Here is a 21,630-nt window from a genome sequence, read left to right on the forward strand (position 1 = left end):
AACTTTTGTATTACTCTCTGCGTCTCTGGGTGAGAAAAAATATTAAAACGTAGAACTCAAACCAACTTGAAAACCTCTACCTCCGTCAGGAAAACCAGGAAACAACTGATAACGCTGATTAAAGATATTTTCCAAACTACCTGTAACTACCAGTTTATCACTTAAAGGTACACGCAGTTTAAAATCAAAAGTCGTATAACCAGATAAAAATTCTGTATTTGTATTATTAGTAGGATATCCATTTAAGGAATTCATTAATAAACCCAAATACAAACCTTGAGGATTTTCATAAGAAACTCCCAAATTTAATTTATCCGCACCAGCAAAGCGTAGTTCTTTGTCAATTTCCGCCGCATTAGAACTTTTCAAAATACGTGGATCATTTGCCGTGTAATTAACAAAAGTATAAATATTTTTGGCAAGTTGCAAATTCAAACTAGCCTCAATTCCTGTAGTTTCCACCAGTCCGATATTTTCCCAAGTTCCTGTATTACCATTTACTGGTGGTGTCAGTCGCTTAAAGGCAATCGTATCTGATACACTATTGTTGAAAAAAGTTAATCTTAGCAAACCAATATTACCAAGTTTTTGGTCAATGCCAATATCAAAACTATCACCTCTTTCGGGTTTAAGTTCTGGGTTGCCAATATTGCTAGGATTGACATTAAATAAATTAGCAATAGTAGGAACTCGGAAATTTTTGATGTAATTTGCTCTTAAGGTAGTTGAATCAGAGACAGCAAATTTTGTTCCTACAGATGGAGATGTAACAGAACCATTTACTAAGCTACTAAAGTCTTGACGTAACCCTAAATTAACAGTCAAATTAGGGATTAATGCTACTTCATATTTGCCAAATAATGCTCCTTGATTAATATCATTATCATAATTCAATCTTTCTATATTAGTAGCATAACTAAAAGAAGTATTACGAACATTGACAGTCCGATAATCAAAGCCATAAACTAAACTTTGATTTTTAGAAAAATTCCAACTATGTGTAGTTTGAATTCCGTAGGAAGTTTGATTAGTCTCAAAGCGATTTTGAAATGAAATTGAACCAATAGGATCAAAACGAGTATTCAAAAAATCACCATAAACTCTAGCTGTTAATAAAGAATCATCCCCACCTCCTAATTTTGAATTCCAGGTTAAATCAGTCAAAACTTGATCTGTATATTTGCGATTTCTATCTGTAAGCGAATTAAAAAACCCTTGTCCATTGACAGGAAAAGGAATTGGCACTCCTCCCGGTGTTCCTTGTTCTTTATTTAAGTATAAAGTCGAGAAACTGAGAGTATTTCGTTTTCCTAAATCTGCCTCTAATTTGACATTGAAATTGTTATAAAGTGCATCATTATTCTTCCTTGTTCCTGAAAAATTAGCTTCAGGAATAGAAAAAGGATAATTATTTTCTGCTTGGGTACGGTTATAACCTACAACCCAAGAAATATCACCTTTTTTACCGCTATTTTGAATACTTTGTTGATTGAGTCCATAAGCACCAATATTGACTTTTGCCTCTGTGGTAATTTTCTCTGTAGGACGACGGGTGATAATATTAATTACTCCCCCAATTGCATCAGAACCATAAAGAGTTGAACCTCCCCCCGGTAATACTTCAACTCTTTGAATATTATTAGTTGTAAATTCGGAAAGATCGAAACCACCACTTCCTACATTATTAATTGGTCTACCATCAAGTAATATTAATACTTGACCAGTATTAGAACCACGAATAAGTTGACCACTTAAAGCATTAACTTCTGTTCCCACTGTACCATCACCTAATATACCAGGCAGAAATTTAAGTGCTTCTCTGATGGTTCTCGCACCTTGTGCTTCCATTTCTTCACCAGTAATTACATAAATTGGCCGGGTAGAATCTTTCACTGTTCCTTCCTGACGAAAGGGTGAAAAAACAGGTTCATTTAATAGCTTCTCAATGACATTTATTTCAATATCAGCTTCTTGTTCTTCCGTATCTGCTGATGTATTTTGAGTAATTTCTGCCGCGACTGGTTGTAAATCTTTTGCAGAACCTTCGTGTTGGGGAATTTCTACTCCTATAACTTTGTAGTTATCACATAACATACCCAAAATTATAGTCACACTAGATGCAACAATTTGAACTCTCCGTTTTACCACAAAATTGGTAGACATTTTTGATCTAAACCCCTGTATAACTAAAAATTTAAACAAGACAAAGTTGCAGTCTTTTTCATGAACAAAACGGTAATTAACTAAATTACACCTCAGAAAAAAACTGCGACAATCTATCAAGAAAGAAGCCGCACTATATTTAAAGAATAATAATCATTCTCACACAGAAAATCAAAAATAGCAATAGACATCTGGTGACAAAGATTATACAGAACTGAATATTCTTTTTATACCGATATTAAGCGAGCAATTAACTACAAGTGATGGTCAATTGCGCCCACTTATTTAGTGCAGGAATTTTTGCTAAAATGCCCTTTTTTAAAGGTTCTGGTCGTTCTGACCAAGGTAGTGAACCATCCGTTTTAGCATAATATTTAGTTGCACATTCTAGTATTGCAGATGTACTTCCATCTACGGGTAAATCACCAAAGAGATAGGTTGATTTTCCTTCTCCTGTCAAAGCAATGACGCAAGAATGACTACAAGCACTCATACATTCAACCCCTTGAATGCAGAATTTATTGTGGAGTTCGCTATCTTGTGCCAGTTCTTGAAGTTGTAGTAGTAGTTTTTCTCCACTACTTTCACCAACTCGCTTACCGTCTTCCCACTTTCCACCACAAGTTGTGCAGACAAATAGAGTATGTTTTTGATTGAGCATTGATTGAAAAATGTGTAAGAATTAGTCGAGAACGCAAACATGAAAGTTTTTACAGCAAAACTACACCAGCAAACTCTCCTGCAAACAAATAATGTTTGAAATCATTGCTTCCCAAGCTAAAAAAGGGCTGATATCAATTGATACAGCGGTTCCCAATTATATAAGGTGTATCATAGCCCCCCTCATCGCTTGCGGGGTGGGGTTCTTGTACCTCATAACACCGGAAAGTGCTGTATATTTGATTGAATGGAAAACTGCTATGTCTATTTAAAATTGGCAGAAATCTATTGAAGATATGAGTAAGCGTCACTCATATACGCTTCCCGTCTTCTTGGATAAAAGGTTGCAAAAAATTCAATTGACTATTAATACTCTCAGAGTAATACACAATCTGTAGCGAATCTCTGGAGCGAAACTGATTAATTTTGATAGAAATATTCATGATTTTACTCATCTGTACCACGCAGATGGATGTGAGTTGTTTTACTTTCGGCGGGCATTCTGACTTAGAGACGTAAGTCTCATTACAGCTGCGGGACAGCGCTGGATTTACACCAGACTTTCCCCCTTGCGTTTAATGGTTGCTTTCCATTAAAACCGACATATAGATGAAGCTACTATACTTTTTGTCTATTGTCAACAGGCATGGCAGAATAATATTTGTTTATCCTTTTTGTGAAAGGCTTTTTGGGAATAAATTAATCATGATGATGCTGGATTCTATAAAAGAATTGTAGTCAAATTGAGTAGTACTTTGGAGAAAAAAATTTTGGAAAGGACTTGTAAATCTATTTGAATCCTAAGCTTGATAGTTGAATATGAATATCAACTTCCCAAACCAAATACTCTCAAATATTACACTCTATGACTCTGAACCACTGGGGGCTATTATAATTTCATCGCACACAAATCAGCCAATTCACAAACATTACAACCAGGAGAACGCGCCTTACAAACAGCCCGTCCGTGATAAATTAGACGAATTGACCAATTTTCCCAATCTGGTTGGGGTAATAACTTCATTAAATCTTTTTCAATTCCTACAGGTTCAGTGTTTTTTGTTAAGCCCAAACGCTGACTCAATCGTTTAACATGAGTATCTACTGTCACTCCCGCATTGATACCATAAGCATGAGCTAAAACCACATTTGCAGTTTTCCGCGCTACTCCTGGAAGCTTTAAAAGTTCTTCCATATGATTAGGAACCAGAGAATTAAAATCACTGACAATCATTCGACAAGCGCCTTGAATATTCTTGGCTTTGTTGCGATAAAAACCAGTCGAACGCACCAATTCTTCTAACTCTGATAAATCAGCATTTGCTAAACTTTCAGCATCAGGAAATCTACCAAATAATGCTGGTGTCACCTTATTCACACGCTCATCTGTACATTGTGCAGAAAGAATAGTTGCTACTAGCAGTTGTACAGGTGTTGAATAGTCCAAAGAACAAGTCGCATCTGGATAAAGAGACTGGAGACGCGAAAGTATTTCTAAAGCGCGTTGTTTTTTAGATAATGATTTAGGAGTCAATCAATTTTAGATGTTGAATTTTGAATTTGTTTCCTAGTTTAAACTAGATTGGTATATTTTTTTAGATTGGGGATTTTTAATGATTTAATCTCATCTCAAATCCTCAATCTAAAATTCCGTTATGATTACTGTAACAGTTTTTGCACCCAATCTAACTGGAAGGTTAACTGAGTGGTTTCTTTAACTATCAGGAAAATTCCTAATCCTAAGAGTAACACCAAACCAGTTTGCATCACGCCTTCTTGAATCTTGGTCGGTAAAGGCTTACCAAATAAACCTTCAATGAGCAGGAAAGCCAGTTGACCACCATCTAAGGCTGGTAAAGGCAAGATATTGATCACTGCCAAGTTAATGCTAATAATTGCGGCAAAAGAGAACAAATTAGCAATATTATCAGATGCTAATTTTGCCCCAATTTTGACAATATTAACTGGGCCAGAAACTTGTCCAACGGTTTGTTGAAAGTTGGTAGCTAATTGTCCAAAACCTTTAACTGTGCCGACGATTAACTGTTCAAATCGATTAGCTGCAACGCTGAAAATCTCACCAATATTTTGGGGACGACGATAAACTGCTTTACCATTAGGGCCAAGTTCTATCCCAACTAAACCTTTACCATCTGCACCCAGTTGGGGAGTTAATGTTAAGGTTCTTTGTTCGTTTTGATGTTGAACTTTTAGGTTGATTTGCTGATTGGGATGAGTTTGGATTTCTTTGGTCAGCAATAAGGTGGAATTGCTACCAGCAACTAGTTCTTGACCATTAACAGCCAGAATAATGTCTCCTTCTCTAAGCCCTGCTTGGTAGGAAACAGATTGTTCATTCACTGGTTTGACAATTACACCTGGTTGATACTGGAATTCCTGGGGGATACCGACGATACCAAGTTGCAACGCCAACATCAAATAGGCGAAAATTAAATTGGCGATGACTCCGGCACTAATGACAATGGCTCGATCTAAAACTGGACGGTTCCGCAGCAGATTTGGGTCATTGGGGGGAACTTCACTATCTGGGTCATCATCAGGAAAGCCGACAAAGCCACCCAAGGGGAAAGCGCGGATAGCATATTCCGTTTGTGATCCTTGGTACTTGAAAATCACGGGGCCAAAACCGAGGGAAAAGCGGTTAACGTAAATACCTTGAGAACGAGCGGCTATAAAGTGTCCAGCTTCGTGTACCAAAATCAAAATAGCCAAGACTGCGATCGCTGCTAAAACTGACATAGAGCAAATTTAGTCAAAATATTGAAATATATATTCTTATTGTAGTTTGCTTGGCAACGGTCAGACAAACCCTGTTGGCGGTGTTGGTTCTGTTTCAACTTGATCTCAATGTTCTCTTGCCGTTATGGTAATCGGATTTTCACGGGTGAGTGAATATTGCTTTTTTTCGCGCCTTAGCGAAGCGTATCCCTAACGGGAGCAGTAGGCTCTAGTACGAAGTATGTTAGTTGCAAAGGAAGAGGAGATAGCTTTTTTACCTCACGCAGAGACGCATTAGAAGCTGAGTATTGGGAAGAAATTCGGACTGCTTTGGATGTGGTTTTGGGGTTTAAATTGAGCGAACTGACAAGTCAGCGATCGCATATCTTCCCCCAACATCCCTTTTTACCTCACGCAAAGACGCAAAGTAAGAGCGATACCTTCGGTCAGCTTCGCGATCGCACTCCCTCAACTTCCCAAACAGCGATTCCTACGGAGCGCTGAGTGCAAGGCACTCCCGTCAGGGATACGCTATCGCACTCCCTCACTCCCCAAACGGCGAACGGCTATGAAAATAAAAGCACTTATTTGGGAAGAAGACGGTGTATGGTGTGGTTCTGTACCAGCTTTACCAGGATGTCATACCTGGGGTGAAAATTACGAACATTTATTAGAAATGTTGAAAGATGCTGTTCAAGGTTGCTTAGAAGTTGCTAGTCAACAAGAATTGGATTAAATTTTATATAGTTAATGATGATGGAATTGGTATTTTACCAAGGAGAAAACTATGACACATCAATCTATGATATTAACTAATAATCTTTATGCAGAAGATTATAATTTATGGATTGAAAAAACCGCTTCTTTATTAAAGAATAAGCAGTTCTTAGAATTAGAATTAGAAAATTTAATTGAAGAAATTGAAAGTATGGGAAGAAGTGAAAAAAATGTTTTAAAAAGTAATTTACGAGTTTTAATTATGCACTTGCTTAAATACAAGTTTCAACCTCAAAACAGGTCAAATAGTTGGTTGTATACAATATATGAACATCGTCAAAGATTACAAGAAACGTTTTTAGATAGTCCTAGTTTAAAAGGCTATTATCTAGAAGTTTTGGATAATTGTTATCAACACGCTCGTAAAGAAGCATCTATTGAAACTGGACTTCCTTTATCTATTTTTCCTCAAGATAATCCTTTTTCCTCTGATGAAATTTTAGATGCTGATTTTTTTCCAGTTTAATTATATTTGTTGTTCTATGCGATCACCTACAATAACCTACGCGATCGCACTCCTTCACTCTCCTAACAGCGAACTGACAAGTCAGCGCTTACGCTATCGCACCCCCTCCAACTTCCCAGCATCCTTTTTTTTACGTTCGCGTAGCGTGCCGTAGGCATACTACTTCCAGACACAGAGTATTTGCAAATTGTCAAAAAAGTGGTATGATTGATTGGTAAGATGAATGAGTCATACACAATGATGAAAGTCACAATTACTTTAGAAGAAGACATTCTCCAATTTATTGATCAACAAGCAAAAGGTAATCGTAGTGCCTATATTAACGCACTATTAGCAGAACAAAGACGCAAAATTTTAGAGACAGAAATAATTGCAGCACTCCAAGAAGATGCGAAAGATTTAGAATATCAAAATGAGATTTCTGCTTGGGATAATGTAGCTGGAGATGGTATTAATGCCAGAGGGTAATTTAACTTATAAACGGGGTGAAATTCGCTGGGTAAATCTTGATCCAACTGTGGGAGCAGAAGCACAAAAAATCCGTGCTTGTTTGATAGTTCAAAATGATATTATGAATCAACATGGATTATTAACTATTGTGATGCCATTTCGACCAGGAAGTAAGCAAGCTCCCTATATTGTCAATATCAAAGCAACAGCAACTAATGGATTAGATAAAGAGCGTTTTATTGATGTTGCTCAAATTCGTGCTGTTGATTATCGTCGGGTTTTAGGGTTTGTGGGTATTTTAGAAGCTGAATATTGGGAAGAAATTCGTACTGCGTTGGATGTCGTTTTGGGTTTTGGGGTTTAAGTTGAGCGAACTGACAAGTCAGCGCTCGCGCTATCGCACCCCCTTAACCTCCCAAACAGCGATACTTCGGTGTTTAAATCTGATATACTTTTAATAGATCAAGTTAATCATAAGTTTTACTTGATATTAATTAACTAGAATCTAAGAAGATGAAACAACATAAAACTATACAGCTACAATTGAAACCAGAAATAGAAGCTCGTCTGATTACCCAAGCTACTAAACAAGGTTTATCAATTGAATCTTATCTTGAATCTTTGATTGAAGATAGTTTAAAAAATCAAGAGGAAAAATCTTTTTCTCAAGTAACAACTGAGGAAGATTGGGAAACAGCACTAATGAATTTAATCAATAGTCCTGCTTTTGCTGTAGCACCACCACTTTCAGATGCAGCTATTAGTCGGGATAGTATTTATACCAGAGAAGACGAAATGTTATGAAATATCTGGTAGATACTAATATTTTACTGCGTTTGGTACAAAAAAATAGTCCCATGCACCTTGATACTCAAAGAGCAATTTTAACGCTCAAAAAGCAAGGTGATTTTTTATGTATTATCCCACAAAATATAATTGAATTTTGGGCTGTTGCTACAAGACCTCTTGATAAAAATGGCTTAGGTTTATCTATCACTCAAGCTGAAGAAGAAAGCGAAAAACTTAAAAAGATATTTATATTAGAATTGGATACACCACAAATTTTTACTGAGTGGGAATCTCTTGTGATTAAATATCAAGTGATGGGAAAACAGGTACATGATGCTCGTTTAGCTGCGGCTATGTTAGCTCATAATATCACACATTTATTGACATTTAATGTTGATGATTTTAAACGGTTTTCGGATATTGTAGTTGTTGATCCACGTAGTATTGTTTAATTATATTAGAAAAGCGATCGCACTCCCTCAACCTCCCAAACAGCGAACTGACAAGTCAGCGCTTACGCTATCGCATCCCCTCAACTCCCCAAACAGCGATAGCGAAGCGCGACCTAGGAATCGCTTGACAAAGTTACAAGTTTTTATAAACTTCATCATCATTACGTTTACCAACCCGAAAAACATCAACTAATTTATTATCATCATCAATGGTGTACAAAATTCTGTATTCACCCTGATCAATACGATAACCACCTTGATAACCTTTTAAAGCTGCATAGTCTTGAGGACGAGGATTACCCTGAAGTGATAGTATTTTAGAAACAACTTGTTTATATTGTTTTGGTTGCAAGTCTAATAAATCTTTTTCCGCAGTTCTAGCAATCCTCAATGTATAACGTTCACTCATTGGGATATTTGGCGATGATTTCTTCTATGGTGGTAAATCCTTCATTTTCTTCAATTGCACGTCTCAATTTAGCAGAATCAATTGCATCTTCCATTGCTTCTAATAGTTTTAAATCTTCAATACTAATCATCGCTACCGCAGGTTTACCATGACGTTGTATTAATATTCTTTCTCCACGATATTCTGCACGGTTCATAATATCGGGAAAGTTAGCACGCGCTTCACTTGCACTGATGACAGACATAGCGCCTCACAAAATTTATAGTGTTAAATATGATTATAGATTGTTTGTCTGTTTTTTGCAAATTGTACAAAATTTAAGTTTTTGAGCAATAGTGGAGCGATCGCACCCCCTTCAACTTCCAAAACAGCGAACTGACAAGTCAGCGCTTACGCTATCGCACCCCCTCGCTCCCCAAACAGCGATTTTTACGGAGCGCTTCGCTAAAGCCTGAGTATATGATATAATTGTACTATTAAGATTAATTAGTATTTACTAAATATTATCAAGAAAACAATGCCAGCAAAAGATATTTACCATGATGCTGTTAAAAATGCTTTAATTAAAGATGGTTGGACGATTACGGCTGATCCTTATAAAATCAAGTATAAAGATGCTGAATTATTTGCCGATTTATCCGCAGAAAAACCGATTGCAGCCGAACAAAGTGGACGAAAAATAGTTGTTGAAATCAAAAGTTTTCTTAGTCCTTCTCCTATGAGAGATTTTGAACTAGCTTTAGGGCAATACATTTTATATCGTAATTTAATTAACCTCACAGAACCAGACTATACAATTTATTTAGCTATTAAAGAAAGTACATACGAAAACTTTTTTACCAGAGATTCAATCAAAGAAATTGTCCAATTAAATCAAATTTTGATGATTGTAGTTAATATAGAAAAAGAGGAGATATTACAATGGATAAACTAGAACAATATCAAATAGCAATTAAACAAGTTCTCACAGAATATCATAATTGGGTTTCTGGTGCAGCAAATTTAACTGATGAAAGTTGTTTGATTTTTGATGATAATAATCACCACTATATTTGGTGTTTTTTGGGTTGGGATGGCAAAAAAAGAACAAATAATATCCAAGTTAATATCAGAATTAAAAATGATAAAATTTGGATTGAAGAAGATTGGACTGAGGAAGGAATAGCGAATGAATTAATGAAGTTAGGTATTTCTAATCTTGATATTGTCTTAGCTTTTCATCCTCCTGAAGAAAGGAAATATACTGCATTCGCTACTGCTTAAATGTTATAGCGATCGCACTCCCTCAACCTCACTAAAAGCGAACTGACAAGTCAGCGCTTACGCTATCGCATCCCCTCAACTCCCCAAACAGCGCTCGCACTCCCTCACTCTCCAAACAGCGAACTGACAAGTCAGCGCTTACGCTATCGCACCCCTTCAACTCCCCAAACAGCGATTCCTACGGAGCGCTTCGCTATCGCACCCCTTCAACTCCCAAACAGCGAACTGACAAGTCAGCGCTTACGCTATCGCACTCCCTCAACTCGCCCAAAGTATCGTTATTTGGGTAAGTTACACTTGCTGATTCTGATCTGATATACTGATAATATGTAAAAATAATCAAATCTAGTATTTTATGATTAATAATCACCAACTCATCACAGAAACATCCTCAACTACACCCTGGAATGATTTATTATTAGAAATTGCTCAAACTCCCCAAGAATATATACCGGAAATATTGGAAATTGTCCGTTTATTTCGTCAAAATTTGATCAATAAACCAACAACTTTGATAACTACAGAAAAACACAAATTAGACTGGCAAGAATTTATTAATCAAACAGCAGGTAGTTGTGCTGATGATCCAATTATTCTGGATAATTTAGGAATTGATGATAGTTTAGAAGAAATGATTAATAGTTAGGAATACAAACTGATGAAATATTTATTAGATAGTAATGTTTGTATTCAATATTTGAATAAAAGATCAGAAAAGATTATTCAGCGTCTTCAAGATTTATCTGATATAGATATAGTAGTTTGTTCTATTGTAAAAGCTGAGTTATTTTATGGTGCAATGAGAACTCATAATCCTGCGAAAACTATGCAAAAGCAGCAGGAATTTTTAAATCGTTTTATTTCTTTGAAGTTTGATGATGAATGCGCTGTAATTTATGGTGAAATTCGTAGTAAATTGGCTGCTAAAGGTACTCCTATAGGAAATAATGATTTACATATTGCTGCTATTGCTATAGCTAATAATTTAACTTTAATTACTCACAATACTAGAGAATTTAGTAGAATTGATAATTTAAAATTAGAAGATTGGGAGATTTAGTAAACAGCGATCGCATCTCCTCAACTTCCCCAAAAGCGAACTGACAAGTCAGCGCTTACGCTATCGCACCCACATCCCTACAAAACATTTGACATCCCAAACAGCGAACTGACAACTGACAAGTCAGCGCTTACGCTATCGCACCCACATCCCTACAAAACATTTGACAAAAATTGACAATATTTGCCATAATTAAAGAATCAGAAATATAAAGACTTATTAGCTATGACTACAGTAAATATTTCTCTTCCCGATTCCATGCGGGACTTTATCAATGAACAGGTTGCAAAATGTGGCTACAGTACCACAAGCGAATATATTCGACATTTGATTCGTCAAGATTTAGAAAAAGTGGCACAAGCACGACTAGAAACATTGCTATTAGAAGGCTTAGATAGTGGTGAAGCGATTGAAATTACGGATGAGTGGTGGCAACAAAAACGCACTCAGCTTCTGGAGAGACTCCGCAAGTAATAGCAATGACTAGACGAATTGTAATTAGACCAAAGGCTAGTGTTGACCTTGATGAACAGTTTGCTTATATTGCTGACAGTAATTTTGATGCAGCATTGAGTTTTTTTGATGCTACGAGGCAGACTTTTTCACAATTAGCACGACTACCTGGTATTGGTAGTGTTTATAATGTTAAAAATCCGCGTTTAGTTGGTTTGCGGAAGTGGGGAGTTAGAGGATTTGAAAAGCATCTAATTTTTTATTTAGAAGGGGATGAGTATATTGAAATTGTTCGGTTAATTCATTCTGCACGGGATATTTCACAGATTTTAGCAGAAGAAGAATAGCTATAGTCATCAGCTATGCGATTCATAGGTCGCGCTTCGCTATCGCATCCCTTCAACTCCCAAACAGCGATACCTTCGGTTTTTAAATCTGATATACTTTTAATAGATCAAGTTAATCATAAGTTTTACTTGATATTAATTAACTAGAATCTAAGAATATGAAACAATATAAAACTATACAGCTACAATTGAAACCAGAAATAGAAGATCGTCTAATTACCCAAGCTAATAAACAAGGTTTATCAATTGAATCTTATCTTGAATCTTTAATTGAAGATAGTTTGAAAAATCAAGAGGAAAAATCTTTTTCTCAAGTAACAACTGAGGAAGATTGGGAAACAGCACTAATGAATTTAATCAATAGTCCTGCTTTTGCTTTAGCACCACCACTTTCAGATGCAGCTATTAGTCGGGATAGTATTTATACCAGAGAAGACGAAATGTTATGAAATATCTGGTAGATACTAAATATTTTACTAATTTTTTGATATACTGATAATATACTAAAATAATGAAATCTAGAATTTTATGATTAATAATCACCAATCCATTACAGCTAAATCATCAGCAAAACCCCGCAATGATTTATTACTAGAAATTGAACATACTCCAGAAGAATACATACCCGAATTACTACAAATTGTCCGGTTATTTCGTCAAAGTGTGACGATGAAACAGTTATCTTTAAAAAACTGGGAAAATGCCATTAATGAAATTAATGAAAGTGACGCAATTAAAAAAGAATACAGAAAAACTAATATTAAAAGATTATTCGAGTCATGGAATGAATCAGATGATCAACAAGAACAACAAGAAAATTTAGAAATTATTGAATCTATGAAGGGTATTTCAATTTAAAATAAAATGAGTAAGGTTATTGTTTTAGATTCTGCACCTGTGGGATTAATTACTAATCCTAAAGCGAATCCTCTAGCTGTGCAATGTCAAGAATGGTTTTATAGTCTTTTTGAAAGAGGTTATGAAGTAATTTTACCAGAAATTATAGATTATGAAATTAGACGGGAATTATTAAGAGCAAATAAGTTATCAGGGATTAGAAAACTGAATCAACTTAAATCAGAAATTATTTATCTTCCTATTACCACAGAAGTAATGTTAAAAGCAGCAGAATTGTGGGCTGAGGTGAGAAATAAAGGTAAATCTACAGCAGATAATAAAGCTTTAGATGGTGATGTTATTTTAGCTGCTCAATCTATTTTAGTTGCTAATTATGGAAATGAGGTAATTATTGCCACGAGTAATAAAAAGCATCTTTCTCTTTTTATTGATGCTAGAGAATGGGAAGAAATTTAAACGGTGAGAGCGATCGCATCCCTCACCCCCCAAACAGCGATCGCATCCCTTCAACCCCCCAAACAGCGATCGCACTCCCTACAACTTCCCCAAACAGCGATCGCACTTCCTCAACTTCCCATCATCTCTTTTTAAACGAACCGCAGAGACGCAGAGAACGCAGAGGAAGAAGAGAAGAGAGAGCGATCGCACTTTAGAAGTTTTGGACATTGCAAGCCCTCAGTAGTATACTTTAATTAAAGCAAGATTTTTGGTATAATAAATAAATTACTTTACAAGTATCGGCTATACAATTTTATTCTTTCCATTAATAGCTAATAGTAACCAAAATGAATCACAATAAGCAGCCTGGGTGTTTATCTACTATCTTAATGTTATTGTCTTTGATATGTTTTATTTACTGTTTGTATCTGAATTGGTGGGTTACTATAATACTGATGATGTTTTCTGTATTTATAGCTGATATGATCACTCAAAGAATAACTGGTAAAAATTCCGAGCAGATAAAGAAGGATGAGAAAGCTAAAGACCTCAGTTTAAACTTAACATTGGTAATTTTTCTTTCAATTATAATCTCTGGGGTGCTTTATGTAATGATGAATCCCCAGCAATTTGAAAAGTCTTCCTATCAAAAGTATCAAGAATGCTGGGAACAAGATAGACGAGAAAGAGCCAAACAAATGTATGGAGGTGTTCCTAATTCACGTCAATGTGATGAATATAAATAATGTTAAATTTTATAGGGAAAATTATAAACTATTAGGACTTACGCATTGACAAAAAATATCATCTATGTAGTCTAGATAATGGCATCCTTGCGAAGGTTGGCAAAAATATGCTCACGGACAACAGAAGTAAACAGATTCCTTTGTACTTCATACCAATTGCTAATTATATTTTCAGAGCGCATAAACTCCAATTTCACAAAAGCTTGAAGTGAACAAAATATATGAGTTTTGATTGCACAGGTATCTCTAACCATGAACCGACAAATTCCACATACTTGTTTTATGGCTCGATGAAATGTTTCAATACCCCAATGGGTATCATGAATTGTGATAAAGGTACTTCTGGTTATGTCTTTGATTTTCTCCTCATCTAGTAGATATAAAATATAATGTCTAGAGTCTTCCTTTTTAAAGTCTTTCCTAAACAATTTTATAAATCCAAATTCTTTCAGATGAGTCCTTAATCCTTCTTGGGGAATAGCCAGAGTGCTTACTTGACAATACTTGTGTGGCTCATTTGAAACAGTTCTATTTTTTTCAATTCCGAATAGGAAACCCAATTTCTGGTTTTTTAGAAATTTCAAGTTTTCTACTCCAGAATACCAACTATCTCCTGTTACCATTCTGGGTTTGACTCCCCAGCTTATTATTTCAATTACCATTTCTCTAAAATAATCGTTTTTTGTTTTTCCCTCCTTTTTATCATATATTCTATAATTTATTGGTACTGAATTACCATTAATATCACTGTAATATAGACTAATTAAATTTAAGCCAATAATAGTTTTATGGGCTTTCCCTGACCAAAAATAACTGATTAATTCCGCATTTTTAGGGTCGCTGTAAATCTTTTCTATGACTGTATCGTCTACACTTAATATCCCTCCTTCCAGATTGATAATTTTCTCTATTATGCTGAATAAATCTTTGGGTTCGTATCTCTCTCTCAATAAAAAGCGGTTTACACTATCATGTGAAACATCTCCCAATATCTCCGCTAACCTACTGCACCCTCCATACTTTGGCTCTGACAGCAAAAATAAGGTGTAGATGTCTAGATTGCATTGTGCTGTCGAGGGTTTAGTAATTTCTCTCATTCTCTCATACCCATTACTCGACGACTCTTATTTATCAATGCACTATTTTGTTATTCTGTCAATGCGTAAGTCCTAACTATATTTATTATATAAGACTAACCAAGGTCTTTACTTATGTTACCTTTAAAATGTATATAAATTGAGTTCAAAAATTTCTAAAAAATGAGCATTACTACCAACTTTTATCCTAGTTTTCCTGTATCCAATTTTGAGCGTAGCTTGGCTTTCTATGATATTGTAATGGCAACATTAGATGTTCCACGCTGTAATCAACTTGAATCACAAGGTATACGTGAAGTAGAATACGGTTTAAATGAAGATTTAAAAAGGTTGTCCATTATTGAATCTCCAAATTATTCTTCTGAAAATATCCAAATTTTTAGCCGTTCGGTTAGTTTTCAAGCTAAGGATAAAAGTGCCATAGATGCGTTTTTTACAACTGCTATTGCAAACGGAGCTAATGAAGTTCAAAAACCTGGCTTCAGCGCAGATAATTCTTATAGTGCTTCTGTTAAAGACCCAGATGGTCATGAAATAGGAGCTTATTGGCCTAACTCAAATTGATTATGCCAACGAATCTACCACTTCTTTACTTAAATAAAAAACTTGCCTTTTAATTTGAGAATTAAAAGGCAAGTTAATTCTTTCGTTCTTTTTCTTCGTGTTCTTCGTGCCTTCGTGGTTCGTTTCTCTTAAAGTTGCTTCACCTCCGAAACCAACTTAGCCACCATATCCTTAGCGCTACCAAACAACATCGTCGTTTTAGCCTTATAAAACAACTCATTATCAACACCAGCAAAACCAGCACTCATACCGCGCTTAATCACAATAGTCTGCTTTGCGCGATCAACCTCCAAAATCGGCATCCCATAAATAGGACTATTCTTATCACTACGCGCCGCCGGATTGACCACATCATTAGCACCAATCACCAACGCCACATCAGCCTGTTCAAACTGGGGATTAATATCCTCCATATCATACAACTGCGTATAGGCCACATTAGCTTCCGCCAATAATACATTCATGTGTCCCGGCATTCTCCCCGCCACCGGATGTATCGCATATTTCACATCTACACCCATGCGCTCTAATTGATCAGCCAACTCCCGGACGCTATGCTGTGCTTGAGCAACCGCCATACCGTAACCTGGGACAATCACCACAGAACGGGCATAACCCAACATCATCGCCCCTTCTTCCGCATCAATACTGCGAACAGGTTGATTACTAGCACCAGCAGCCGCACCACCAGTAGCAGTAGAAACAGAACCAAAAGCACTAAATAAGACACTGAACAAAGAACGGTTCATAGCCTTACACATAATTTCCGTGAGGATTAAACCAGAAGCCCCCACCAAAGCACCGGCGATGATTAACATATTGTTCATCACCACAAACCCAGCCGCAGCCGCAGCCACACCGGAGAGGGAGTTTAACAGGGAGATAACAACCGGCATATCACCCCCACCAATGGGGAGAACGAACATGACACCCAACACCAAAGAAACAGCCACCACTGCTAAAAATACGGGGAGGCTATCTGGTGTGATAATTAAATAGGCACTTCCAGCTAAATAAGAACCCAAAAGCAGGATGTTAAAAGGTTGTTGTAAAGGAAAGGTAATCGGTGTACCGCTAATTAAACCTTGCAATTTGGCAAAAGCGAGAAAACTACCTGTTAAAGTCACGCCACCAATTAACACATCCAATAACATGGAAATGTTGACATCGAGGGGGATAGGTTGAGAACTATCTAATAACCGCCAAAATTCAGCTACAGCGATAAGTGCGGAAGAAGCACCACCCAAACCGTTGAGTAAACCCACCATTTGGGGCATTTCCGTCATTTGCACTTTGTAAGCAATAACTGCGCCAATTACCGAACCAATAGCCAAGCCTACCAAAATCATCTCGTAATTTAATACGTGCTGATCTAGCATTGTGGCAACAATTGCTAATAGCATTCCCACCGCAGCGACAAGATTACCGTTTCTTGCACTAGCGGGAGAACCGAGTTTTTTCAAACCCAGGATAAATAACGATGCAGCGACTAAGTAAGTTAGCTGTATCCCAGTTGGTAAAAAGTCGCTCATGCTTTAACTTCCTTTTTTTTGAACATTTGCAGCATTCTGTCAGTTACCAAAAAACCACCGACAACGTTAACCATTGCCAATATCACTGCAATTAAGCCGAGAATTACGGATAAATTGGTGTTTCTCTCCCCAGCAGCGAGAATTGCACCAATTACGGAAATCCCGGAAATGGCGTTTGAACCGGACATTAAAGGAGTGTGTAACGTCGGGGGAATTTTGTTGATGACTTCAAAGCCGATAAATGAGGCTAAGACGAGTACGAATAAAGCGGGAAGTAATGCTTGTGTCATGTGATTTTTGGATTTTAGATTTTGGATGTTTAGAGGATATTTGTAAAGTCAAAAAGTTTACTAAAAAACCTCTCTCCAAACCTCTCTCCTACCTCTCCCTAACCCTCTCCTACAAGGAGAGGGAAAAGGAATAACTTTTAATACTGGAGAGGCTTTAAAATCCCCATTCCCTTGTAGGGAAGGGGGGTAGGGGGGTTAGGTTTTTCATTAAACTGCTACCGCTTGCAAAGCGTCTTTTACTCGTTGGTTTCTAATTTCTCCACCATGAGTCACACAAGCAGCGTCAACGATATCGTCACCAAAGTTGATTTCTAAGGCTTTGTCTTTAATCAACAGTTGCATTAATGAGGTGACGTTTTTTGCATACAGTTGGCTGGCGTGTACTGGCATGGATGAGGGTAAATTAATTGGTCCGATAATAGTTACGCCGTTCCAAACAATATCTTTACCTGCTTCTGTACAAGCGCAGTTTCCACCTTGTTCTGCGGCTAAATCCACTATGACTGAACCGGGTTTCATTTGCGCTACCATTTCTTCTGTCACCAGTCTGGGGGCTTGTCTTCCTGGTACTTGGGCTGTGGTAATGACGATATCGGAGTTTTTGACGTGGCTGGCTACTAGTTCTTGGGTACGCTTTTTACTGTCTTCTGAGATTTCTTTGGCGTAACCACCGGCTGCTACGGTTTCTTCTTCGAGTTTGACTTCGACGAATTTCGCCCCTAAGCTTTGCACTTCTTCTTTAACGGCTGGGCGAATATCAAAGGCTTCTACTACTGCACCTAATCTTCTGGCTGTAGCGATCGCTTGCAATCCTGCCACACCTGCTCCCATAATAAATACTTTGGCGGGAGCAATTGTCCCCGCAGCGGTGGTTAACATCGGGAAATATTTCGGTAATGCCGCCGCCGCAATCAATACGGCTTTATAGCCTGCCAGTGAAGCTTGGGAGGATAAAGCATCCATGCTTTGCGCCCTGGTGGTACGGGGGATTAATTCCATACTCAAAGCTGTAATTTGCCGATTTGCCAATTGTTGAGCGACTACGGGATTTCCTAGGGGATTAAGGAAGCTAATTAATACAGATCCGGATTTGAGTAAATCAATTTCTGAACGTCCATCTTCTCTTTCTTGAGGAGGACTAACTTTGAGTAAAATATCTGCTTCACTCCATAATTGAGCAGAATCGCTGATAATTTTGGCTCCTGCTGCTTCATAATCAGCATCACTGAAAAATGCTTTTTCTCCCGCACCTGTTTCTACAAAAACTTCTAAGCCTTGTTTGACTAATTTGGCTACGGTGTCGGGAATTAAGGCTACACGACGTTCACAAACTTCAATTTCTTTAGCAACTGCTATTTTCATGCAATCTCCTGAAGATAAATACCTAAATATCTACTAACTATGGAATTTCTCTGTTGATGAAGGATTCACCGCACTTATAGAAGAGCATAGGTGAGTAATCTCAGCCCTGAGTTTTTCTGGTGGATTTAACCTTGAACTTTGTCTTTCTCACTCTTATTTTTTCCAAGCAAAGTTTTACTCTGCCGCTTACATAAGTCACAATTCCAGATATTTACACACAAACTATTTTACTTACTGCACATCTTATGGTGATTTCCTGATGTTATATCTATGTCTTCAGATTATTTTTGGGATTGATAATTTCTTGGGATTCGTTTCTGGCATCTTGCAGTATTCATCAAATTTTGCCAAATTGATATTTTTTCAATTAATTCTTAATGATTGAGACTGGCTTTCCTGTAGTTGAAAACTTTACAAAGTCCACAAACACTGACAATTTAGATCATATCCGGCACATTAGTTGTAATTCTCGTGTTTGTGCCGATAAATATCAGTTCAATCTCTTTCACCCTGCAAGAAAGCACCCTGCCCCCTGTCCCTAGTCATCGCTAAAGGCATAATTTAACATTACTGGGAAAAAATAAATTTAAATCCTGTTGTTTCGGCACTTTTGGCGGCCATTTAACGTCTATTTTCACTCATACAGTAGTAAAGTTTGTTTACAAATACTAAACTCTTTGTTACGTAAGCTGATAAATCTACTATCCACTAAAGGAAGTCCAACTATGAGACGTGTATTTTCTGCCTTAGCCGTAACTAGCTGTTTGTTGACTAGTTTTTCGGCTACGACTTGGGCGCAGAGCCTACCTGGTTTAACACTGTTTAGCGGTGTCAAAAGCGAAAATCAACTGCCGTATCGGTTAGATTTTGGCGGACAAACCAATAGCTGGGATAGATATATATTAAGACTTCCAGCAAAAAAAATGAAATTGGCAGTGGCTCAATTTGCCATTACCTATCCTAATTATTACAAAGGAACTTTTGATCCCAAAAAGGTTGAAGTCAGAGTCAAAGGTAAAAAGGTTCCCCTGTCAGAAGTGAAATGGGACAAGGAAGGCCGGGTGTTGGAGATATTTCCCGAAGAACCAGTCCCAGCCGGTAGTGCTGTTGAGTTAGTCTTATCCAACGTCCAAAATCCAGCCTTTGGGGGAATTTACTATTTCAACTGTCAAGTTCTTTCCCCAGGTGAGGTGCCATTACTGCGTTACCTCGGCTCGTGGATTATCAGTATTTCTTAAGAAGGGAACAGGGAACAGGGAACAGGGAACAGGGAACAGGGAACAGGGAACAGGGAACAGGGAACAGGGAACAGGGAACAGGGAACAGGGAACAGGGAACAGGGAACAGGGAACAGGGAACAGGGAACAGGGAACAGGGAACAGGGAACAGGGAACAGGGAACAGGGAACAGGGAACAGGGAACAGGGAACAGGGAACAGGGAACAGGGAACAGGGAACAGGGAAATACAAGCCTCTGGCTTTAAATATAGCCGTGGACAGGGTGGTTAGGACATCAATTGATAATGAAACTCCCACTACAAGAGGGTTTTACTCCTGACTCCTGACTCCTGACTCCTGACTCCTGACTCCTGCTATATGACAACTCCATCCAGAAATATGTTTCTATTGCCTGTAAAGTGGTAATATTGCAGATTGTGACTTTTTATAAAAATCGTCTAAGAGGAGAAGGGTATGCAAAGAACGCTAGGCGGCACTTGCCGTAAGAGAAAAAGAACCTCTGGATTTCGCGCCAGAATGCGGACACCAGATGGCAGAAACGTGATCAGCGCTAGAAGAAGAAAAGGTCGTCATCGTCTGAGCGTTTAGGGTAAATCTAGCAAATACAGCAGCTGTGCCTTTACCCAAAGCACATAGATTAAAATCCCGCAAGGATTTCCAGGCAGTTTTCCGAGAAGGAATTCGGCGACATAGTTCTCATTTTACTTTGAGAGCCTTAAGTCCGTCGCGTTCAAGAGAACCTTCTTTGGATACTGCCCCTAACAATCCACAACCAAATGGCTGTGAAAGTTTAGCCAGCACGCAAATTGGAATTTCCATCAGCACCAAAGTTAGTAAACGAGCAGTAATTCGCAACCGAATTAAACGGCAAATTACAGCAGCTTTGTATAAATTGTTGCCTCAAATATCCCCAGGATGGCGGTTAGTGCTAATTGTTAAGCCAACAACAGCAGAATCTGAGTGCGTAAGCCAACAATTTCTGCAAGAATTAGAGCAGTTGTTGGCAAAAGCTGAGGTCTTCGATGGGCATTCGTGAAGAAATTTATTATGAAGGTGGTCCCCATATAGGGGATTTAATTCAAAACCTAGTCATAGGGCTAACCATCATTGGTATACCATTAACGATTGGGGCTATTGTGAGGGCATTGTGGCTGCGCTTCCGCATCACCGACCGGCGAATTTCTGTGATTGGTGGTTGGATGGGAGGCGATCGCACTGACGTAATTTATTCAGAAATTGTCAAAGTCGTGAAAGTCCCTCGTGGCGTTGGCCTGTGGGGAGATATGGTACTTACCCTCAAAAATGGAACTCGGTTGGAAATGCGGGCTGTTCCCAAGTTTCTGGAAGTCTATGACTACATTAACGAAAGAATCGCTGCTAAAAACCCCGAATATAGCAGTGCCAATTAGTAAAAGTTCTGATTTTCCAGTGATGAGTCCTGAGTTAAAAGCTTTCTCATCTGCGGCTTTTTTACTCT

The 21,630-nt window shown here is 37.7% G+C and carries 34 protein-coding genes and 1 riboswitch; of the genes, 24 read left to right on the forward strand and 10 right to left on the reverse strand.

Annotated features, from left to right (window positions below):
- Positions 1 to 42 precede the first annotated feature (42 nt).
- The 4 genes from A9Y75_RS04430 to rseP all read right to left on the reverse strand — a co-directional run bounded on the left by A9Y75_RS04430 (position 43) and on the right by rseP (position 5,583).
- Complete coding sequence (locus A9Y75_RS04430; RefSeq protein WP_071188332.1) at positions 43 to 2,163, reverse strand: TonB-dependent receptor; 2,121 nt, start codon at positions 2,161 to 2,163, stop codon at positions 43 to 45.
- A 250-nt stretch (positions 2,164 to 2,413) separates the two neighbouring features.
- Positions 2,414 to 2,824 (reverse strand): DUF1636 family protein, encoded by a 411-nt coding sequence (locus A9Y75_RS04435; protein ID WP_071188333.1) that lies wholly within the window; start codon positions 2,822 to 2,824, stop codon positions 2,414 to 2,416.
- A 473-nt stretch (positions 2,825 to 3,297) separates the two neighbouring features.
- Positions 3,298 to 3,441: riboswitch (cobalamin riboswitch) on the reverse strand.
- Between the two features lie 271 nt (positions 3,442 to 3,712).
- Positions 3,713 to 4,357: an endonuclease III gene (gene nth, locus A9Y75_RS04445; protein WP_071188335.1), complete on the reverse strand. Its 645-nt coding sequence runs from the start codon at positions 4,355 to 4,357 to the stop codon at positions 3,713 to 3,715.
- Positions 4,358 to 4,482: 125 nt separating this feature from the next.
- Positions 4,483 to 5,583: an RIP metalloprotease RseP gene (gene rseP, locus A9Y75_RS04450; RefSeq protein WP_071188336.1), complete on the reverse strand. Its 1,101-nt coding sequence runs from the start codon at positions 5,581 to 5,583 to the stop codon at positions 4,483 to 4,485.
- 333 nt (positions 5,584 to 5,916) lie between these two features.
- Between rseP and A9Y75_RS28235 the strand changes: the two genes are divergently transcribed.
- The 7 genes from A9Y75_RS28235 (at position 5,917) to A9Y75_RS04475 (ending at position 8,496) form a co-directional block, all read left to right on the forward strand.
- Positions 5,917 to 6,066 carry a hypothetical protein gene (locus A9Y75_RS28235; protein WP_177176104.1) on the forward strand — a complete coding sequence of 50 codons (150 nt, stop codon included), beginning with the start codon at positions 5,917 to 5,919 and terminating at the stop codon, positions 6,064 to 6,066.
- A gap of 64 nt (positions 6,067 to 6,130) precedes the next feature.
- On the forward strand, positions 6,131 to 6,298 hold the full coding sequence (locus tag A9Y75_RS27275; RefSeq protein WP_143046357.1) for a type II toxin-antitoxin system HicB family antitoxin: 168 nt from the start codon (positions 6,131 to 6,133) through the stop codon (positions 6,296 to 6,298).
- 51 nt (positions 6,299 to 6,349) lie between these two features.
- Complete coding sequence (locus tag A9Y75_RS04455) at positions 6,350 to 6,805, forward strand: DUF29 domain-containing protein (protein ID WP_071188337.1); 456 nt, start codon at positions 6,350 to 6,352, stop codon at positions 6,803 to 6,805.
- A gap of 237 nt (positions 6,806 to 7,042) precedes the next feature.
- Positions 7,043 to 7,273 carry a CopG family transcriptional regulator gene (locus A9Y75_RS04460; protein ID WP_071188821.1) on the forward strand — a complete coding sequence of 77 codons (231 nt, stop codon included), beginning with the start codon at positions 7,043 to 7,045 and terminating at the stop codon, positions 7,271 to 7,273.
- Positions 7,260 to 7,619, forward strand: a complete 360-nt coding sequence (locus tag A9Y75_RS04465) for a type II toxin-antitoxin system PemK/MazF family toxin (RefSeq protein WP_071188338.1) — start codon at positions 7,260 to 7,262, stop codon at positions 7,617 to 7,619. The genes A9Y75_RS04460 and A9Y75_RS04465 overlap by 14 nt, the downstream gene beginning before the upstream one ends.
- 149 nt (positions 7,620 to 7,768) lie before the next feature.
- On the forward strand, positions 7,769 to 8,059 hold the full coding sequence (locus A9Y75_RS04470; RefSeq protein WP_016948905.1) for a hypothetical protein: 291 nt from the start codon (positions 7,769 to 7,771) through the stop codon (positions 8,057 to 8,059).
- Complete coding sequence (locus A9Y75_RS04475; protein ID WP_071188339.1) at positions 8,056 to 8,496, forward strand: PIN domain-containing protein; 441 nt, start codon at positions 8,056 to 8,058, stop codon at positions 8,494 to 8,496. Before A9Y75_RS04470 ends, A9Y75_RS04475 begins: the two co-directional genes overlap by 4 nt.
- Before the next feature lie 133 nt (positions 8,497 to 8,629).
- Here the strand turns inward: A9Y75_RS04475 and A9Y75_RS04480 are convergent, their stop codons facing one another.
- Together A9Y75_RS04480 and A9Y75_RS04485 are read right to left on the reverse strand one after the other, a co-directional pair.
- The gene (locus A9Y75_RS04480) at positions 8,630 to 8,905 is read right to left on the reverse strand and encodes a type II toxin-antitoxin system RelE/ParE family toxin (RefSeq protein ID WP_071188340.1); all 276 of its coding nucleotides are present in this window, start codon (positions 8,903 to 8,905) and stop codon (positions 8,630 to 8,632) included.
- Positions 8,898 to 9,149 (reverse strand): type II toxin-antitoxin system Phd/YefM family antitoxin, encoded by a 252-nt coding sequence (locus tag A9Y75_RS04485; protein WP_071188341.1) that lies wholly within the window; start codon positions 9,147 to 9,149, stop codon positions 8,898 to 8,900. The genes A9Y75_RS04480 and A9Y75_RS04485 overlap by 8 nt, the downstream gene beginning before the upstream one ends.
- Before the next feature lie 273 nt (positions 9,150 to 9,422).
- Here A9Y75_RS04485 and A9Y75_RS04490 point away from each other — a divergent pair, with 273 nt between their 5' ends.
- The 11 genes from A9Y75_RS04490 to A9Y75_RS04535 all read left to right on the forward strand — a co-directional run bounded on the left by A9Y75_RS04490 (position 9,423) and on the right by A9Y75_RS04535 (position 14,070).
- Entirely contained in the window at positions 9,423 to 9,839 is a 417-nt protein-coding gene (locus A9Y75_RS04490; protein ID WP_071188342.1) for a XisH family protein, read from the forward strand.
- Positions 9,827 to 10,168, forward strand: coding sequence for a XisI protein (locus tag A9Y75_RS04495; RefSeq protein WP_071188343.1), 342 nt, complete (start codon positions 9,827 to 9,829; stop codon positions 10,166 to 10,168). Before A9Y75_RS04490 ends, A9Y75_RS04495 begins: the two co-directional genes overlap by 13 nt.
- 355 nt (positions 10,169 to 10,523) lie before the next feature.
- The gene (locus A9Y75_RS04500; RefSeq protein WP_071188344.1) at positions 10,524 to 10,814 is read left to right on the forward strand and encodes a hypothetical protein; all 291 of its coding nucleotides are present in this window, start codon (positions 10,524 to 10,526) and stop codon (positions 10,812 to 10,814) included.
- A 12-nt stretch (positions 10,815 to 10,826) separates the two neighbouring features.
- Positions 10,827 to 11,228: a type II toxin-antitoxin system VapC family toxin gene (locus A9Y75_RS04505; protein ID WP_071188345.1), complete on the forward strand. Its 402-nt coding sequence runs from the start codon at positions 10,827 to 10,829 to the stop codon at positions 11,226 to 11,228.
- A gap of 225 nt (positions 11,229 to 11,453) precedes the next feature.
- Positions 11,454 to 11,702 carry a type II toxin-antitoxin system ParD family antitoxin gene (locus tag A9Y75_RS04510; protein ID WP_071188346.1) on the forward strand — a complete coding sequence of 83 codons (249 nt, stop codon included), beginning with the start codon at positions 11,454 to 11,456 and terminating at the stop codon, positions 11,700 to 11,702.
- Between the two features lie 5 nt (positions 11,703 to 11,707).
- Entirely contained in the window at positions 11,708 to 12,028 is a 321-nt protein-coding gene (locus tag A9Y75_RS04515) for a type II toxin-antitoxin system RelE/ParE family toxin (protein WP_039203371.1), read from the forward strand.
- Between the two features lie 158 nt (positions 12,029 to 12,186).
- Complete coding sequence (locus A9Y75_RS04520) at positions 12,187 to 12,477, forward strand: hypothetical protein (protein ID WP_071188347.1); 291 nt, start codon at positions 12,187 to 12,189, stop codon at positions 12,475 to 12,477.
- A 79-nt stretch (positions 12,478 to 12,556) separates the two neighbouring features.
- The gene (locus A9Y75_RS04525) at positions 12,557 to 12,886 is read left to right on the forward strand and encodes a hypothetical protein (protein ID WP_071188348.1); all 330 of its coding nucleotides are present in this window, start codon (positions 12,557 to 12,559) and stop codon (positions 12,884 to 12,886) included.
- Between the two features lie 6 nt (positions 12,887 to 12,892).
- Positions 12,893 to 13,342, forward strand: a complete 450-nt coding sequence (locus A9Y75_RS04530) for a nucleic acid-binding protein (protein ID WP_071188349.1) — start codon at positions 12,893 to 12,895, stop codon at positions 13,340 to 13,342.
- Positions 13,327 to 13,539, forward strand: a complete 213-nt coding sequence (locus A9Y75_RS27280) for a hypothetical protein (RefSeq protein WP_143046358.1) — start codon at positions 13,327 to 13,329, stop codon at positions 13,537 to 13,539. Before A9Y75_RS04530 ends, A9Y75_RS27280 begins: the two co-directional genes overlap by 16 nt.
- Positions 13,540 to 13,782: 243 nt before the next feature.
- Positions 13,783 to 14,070 (forward strand): hypothetical protein, encoded by a 288-nt coding sequence (locus tag A9Y75_RS04535; protein ID WP_071188350.1) that lies wholly within the window; start codon positions 13,783 to 13,785, stop codon positions 14,068 to 14,070.
- A 71-nt stretch (positions 14,071 to 14,141) separates the two neighbouring features.
- On the opposite strand, the gene A9Y75_RS04540 is transcribed toward A9Y75_RS04535, so the two are convergent.
- Positions 14,142 to 15,107, reverse strand: a complete 966-nt coding sequence (locus A9Y75_RS04540) for a transposase (RefSeq protein ID WP_083389514.1) — start codon at positions 15,105 to 15,107, stop codon at positions 14,142 to 14,144.
- Positions 15,108 to 15,329: 222 nt separating this feature from the next.
- Between A9Y75_RS04540 and A9Y75_RS04545 the strand changes: the two genes are divergently transcribed.
- Positions 15,330 to 15,731: a hypothetical protein gene (locus A9Y75_RS04545; protein ID WP_071188352.1), complete on the forward strand. Its 402-nt coding sequence runs from the start codon at positions 15,330 to 15,332 to the stop codon at positions 15,729 to 15,731.
- Between the two features lie 128 nt (positions 15,732 to 15,859).
- Here A9Y75_RS04545 and A9Y75_RS04550 read toward each other — a convergent pair whose 3' ends face one another.
- From A9Y75_RS04550 to A9Y75_RS04560, 3 genes are all read right to left on the reverse strand, one after another.
- Positions 15,860 to 17,263 (reverse strand): NAD(P)(+) transhydrogenase (Re/Si-specific) subunit beta, encoded by a 1,404-nt coding sequence (locus tag A9Y75_RS04550; RefSeq protein WP_071188353.1) that lies wholly within the window; start codon positions 17,261 to 17,263, stop codon positions 15,860 to 15,862.
- A complete protein-coding gene (locus A9Y75_RS04555; protein WP_039199511.1) occupies positions 17,260 to 17,553 on the reverse strand; it encodes an NAD(P) transhydrogenase subunit alpha in 294 nt (97 codons plus the stop codon). The genes A9Y75_RS04550 and A9Y75_RS04555 overlap by 4 nt, the downstream gene beginning before the upstream one ends.
- 207 nt (positions 17,554 to 17,760) lie before the next feature.
- Entirely contained in the window at positions 17,761 to 18,915 is a 1,155-nt protein-coding gene (locus A9Y75_RS04560; RefSeq protein WP_071188354.1) for a Re/Si-specific NAD(P)(+) transhydrogenase subunit alpha, read from the reverse strand.
- 725 nt (positions 18,916 to 19,640) lie between these two features.
- On the opposite strand from A9Y75_RS04560, the gene A9Y75_RS04565 reads away from it, so the two are divergent.
- The 5 genes from A9Y75_RS04565 to A9Y75_RS04580 all read left to right on the forward strand — a co-directional run bounded on the left by A9Y75_RS04565 (position 19,641) and on the right by A9Y75_RS04580 (position 21,562).
- Complete coding sequence (locus A9Y75_RS04565; RefSeq protein WP_071188355.1) at positions 19,641 to 20,153, forward strand: DUF2808 domain-containing protein; 513 nt, start codon at positions 19,641 to 19,643, stop codon at positions 20,151 to 20,153.
- Positions 20,132 to 20,398: a hypothetical protein gene (locus A9Y75_RS04570; RefSeq protein ID WP_177176105.1), complete on the forward strand. Its 267-nt coding sequence runs from the start codon at positions 20,132 to 20,134 to the stop codon at positions 20,396 to 20,398. The genes A9Y75_RS04565 and A9Y75_RS04570 overlap by 22 nt, the downstream gene beginning before the upstream one ends.
- 208 nt (positions 20,399 to 20,606) lie before the next feature.
- Positions 20,607 to 20,741 carry a 50S ribosomal protein L34 gene (gene rpmH, locus A9Y75_RS26155; protein ID WP_015209090.1) on the forward strand — a complete coding sequence of 45 codons (135 nt, stop codon included), beginning with the start codon at positions 20,607 to 20,609 and terminating at the stop codon, positions 20,739 to 20,741.
- Between the two features lie 25 nt (positions 20,742 to 20,766).
- Complete coding sequence (rnpA, locus tag A9Y75_RS04575) at positions 20,767 to 21,189, forward strand: ribonuclease P protein component (protein WP_071188356.1); 423 nt, start codon at positions 20,767 to 20,769, stop codon at positions 21,187 to 21,189.
- Positions 21,176 to 21,562, forward strand: coding sequence for a PH domain-containing protein (locus tag A9Y75_RS04580; protein ID WP_071188357.1), 387 nt, complete (start codon positions 21,176 to 21,178; stop codon positions 21,560 to 21,562). Before rnpA ends, A9Y75_RS04580 begins: the two co-directional genes overlap by 14 nt.
- Positions 21,563 to 21,630: the final 68 nt, after the last annotated feature.

Source organism: Trichormus sp. NMC-1 (assembly GCF_001858025.1).
Taxonomy (GTDB): Bacteria; Cyanobacteriota; Cyanobacteriia; order Cyanobacteriales; family Nostocaceae; genus Anabaena.

Excerpts from the sequence above, each read along its gene's own strand:
- A9Y75_RS04430 (WP_071188332.1), bottom strand. The coding sequence starts at position 2,163 with ATGTCTACCAATTTTGTGGTAAAACGGAGAGTTCAAATTGTTGCATCT.
- A9Y75_RS04435 (WP_071188333.1), bottom strand. The coding sequence starts at position 2,824 with ATGCTCAATCAAAAACATACTCTATTTGTCTGCACAACTTGTGGTGGA.
- rseP (WP_071188336.1), bottom strand. The coding sequence starts at position 5,583 with ATGTCAGTTTTAGCAGCGATCGCAGTCTTGGCTATTTTGATTTTGGTA.
- A9Y75_RS27275 (WP_143046357.1), top strand. The coding sequence starts at position 6,131 with ATGAAAATAAAAGCACTTATTTGGGAAGAAGACGGTGTATGGTGTGGT.
- A9Y75_RS04455 (WP_071188337.1), top strand. The coding sequence starts at position 6,350 with ATGACACATCAATCTATGATATTAACTAATAATCTTTATGCAGAAGAT.
- A9Y75_RS04460 (WP_071188821.1), top strand. The coding sequence starts at position 7,043 with ATGATGAAAGTCACAATTACTTTAGAAGAAGACATTCTCCAATTTATT.
- A9Y75_RS04465 (WP_071188338.1), top strand. The coding sequence starts at position 7,260 with ATGCCAGAGGGTAATTTAACTTATAAACGGGGTGAAATTCGCTGGGTA.
- A9Y75_RS04470 (WP_016948905.1), top strand. The coding sequence starts at position 7,769 with ATGAAACAACATAAAACTATACAGCTACAATTGAAACCAGAAATAGAA.
- A9Y75_RS04475 (WP_071188339.1), top strand. The coding sequence starts at position 8,056 with ATGAAATATCTGGTAGATACTAATATTTTACTGCGTTTGGTACAAAAA.
- A9Y75_RS04480 (WP_071188340.1), bottom strand. The coding sequence starts at position 8,905 with ATGAGTGAACGTTATACATTGAGGATTGCTAGAACTGCGGAAAAAGAT.
- A9Y75_RS04485 (WP_071188341.1), bottom strand. The coding sequence starts at position 9,149 with ATGTCTGTCATCAGTGCAAGTGAAGCGCGTGCTAACTTTCCCGATATT.
- A9Y75_RS04490 (WP_071188342.1), top strand. The coding sequence starts at position 9,423 with ATGCCAGCAAAAGATATTTACCATGATGCTGTTAAAAATGCTTTAATT.
- A9Y75_RS04495 (WP_071188343.1), top strand. The coding sequence starts at position 9,827 with ATGGATAAACTAGAACAATATCAAATAGCAATTAAACAAGTTCTCACA.
- A9Y75_RS04500 (WP_071188344.1), top strand. The coding sequence starts at position 10,524 with ATGATTAATAATCACCAACTCATCACAGAAACATCCTCAACTACACCC.
- A9Y75_RS04505 (WP_071188345.1), top strand. The coding sequence starts at position 10,827 with ATGAAATATTTATTAGATAGTAATGTTTGTATTCAATATTTGAATAAA.
- A9Y75_RS04510 (WP_071188346.1), top strand. The coding sequence starts at position 11,454 with ATGACTACAGTAAATATTTCTCTTCCCGATTCCATGCGGGACTTTATC.
- A9Y75_RS04515 (WP_039203371.1), top strand. The coding sequence starts at position 11,708 with ATGACTAGACGAATTGTAATTAGACCAAAGGCTAGTGTTGACCTTGAT.
- A9Y75_RS04520 (WP_071188347.1), top strand. The coding sequence starts at position 12,187 with ATGAAACAATATAAAACTATACAGCTACAATTGAAACCAGAAATAGAA.
- A9Y75_RS04525 (WP_071188348.1), top strand. The coding sequence starts at position 12,557 with ATGATTAATAATCACCAATCCATTACAGCTAAATCATCAGCAAAACCC.
- A9Y75_RS04530 (WP_071188349.1), top strand. The coding sequence starts at position 12,893 with ATGAGTAAGGTTATTGTTTTAGATTCTGCACCTGTGGGATTAATTACT.
- A9Y75_RS27280 (WP_143046358.1), top strand. The coding sequence starts at position 13,327 with ATGGGAAGAAATTTAAACGGTGAGAGCGATCGCATCCCTCACCCCCCA.
- A9Y75_RS04535 (WP_071188350.1), top strand. The coding sequence starts at position 13,783 with ATGTTTTCTGTATTTATAGCTGATATGATCACTCAAAGAATAACTGGT.
- A9Y75_RS04545 (WP_071188352.1), top strand. The coding sequence starts at position 15,330 with ATGAGCATTACTACCAACTTTTATCCTAGTTTTCCTGTATCCAATTTT.
- A9Y75_RS04550 (WP_071188353.1), bottom strand. The coding sequence starts at position 17,263 with ATGAGCGACTTTTTACCAACTGGGATACAGCTAACTTACTTAGTCGCT.
- A9Y75_RS04555 (WP_039199511.1), bottom strand. The coding sequence starts at position 17,553 with ATGACACAAGCATTACTTCCCGCTTTATTCGTACTCGTCTTAGCCTCA.
- A9Y75_RS04560 (WP_071188354.1), bottom strand. The coding sequence starts at position 18,915 with ATGAAAATAGCAGTTGCTAAAGAAATTGAAGTTTGTGAACGTCGTGTA.
- A9Y75_RS04565 (WP_071188355.1), top strand. The coding sequence starts at position 19,641 with ATGAGACGTGTATTTTCTGCCTTAGCCGTAACTAGCTGTTTGTTGACT.
- rpmH (WP_015209090.1), top strand. The coding sequence starts at position 20,607 with ATGCAAAGAACGCTAGGCGGCACTTGCCGTAAGAGAAAAAGAACCTCT.
- A9Y75_RS04580 (WP_071188357.1), top strand. The coding sequence starts at position 21,176 with ATGGGCATTCGTGAAGAAATTTATTATGAAGGTGGTCCCCATATAGGG.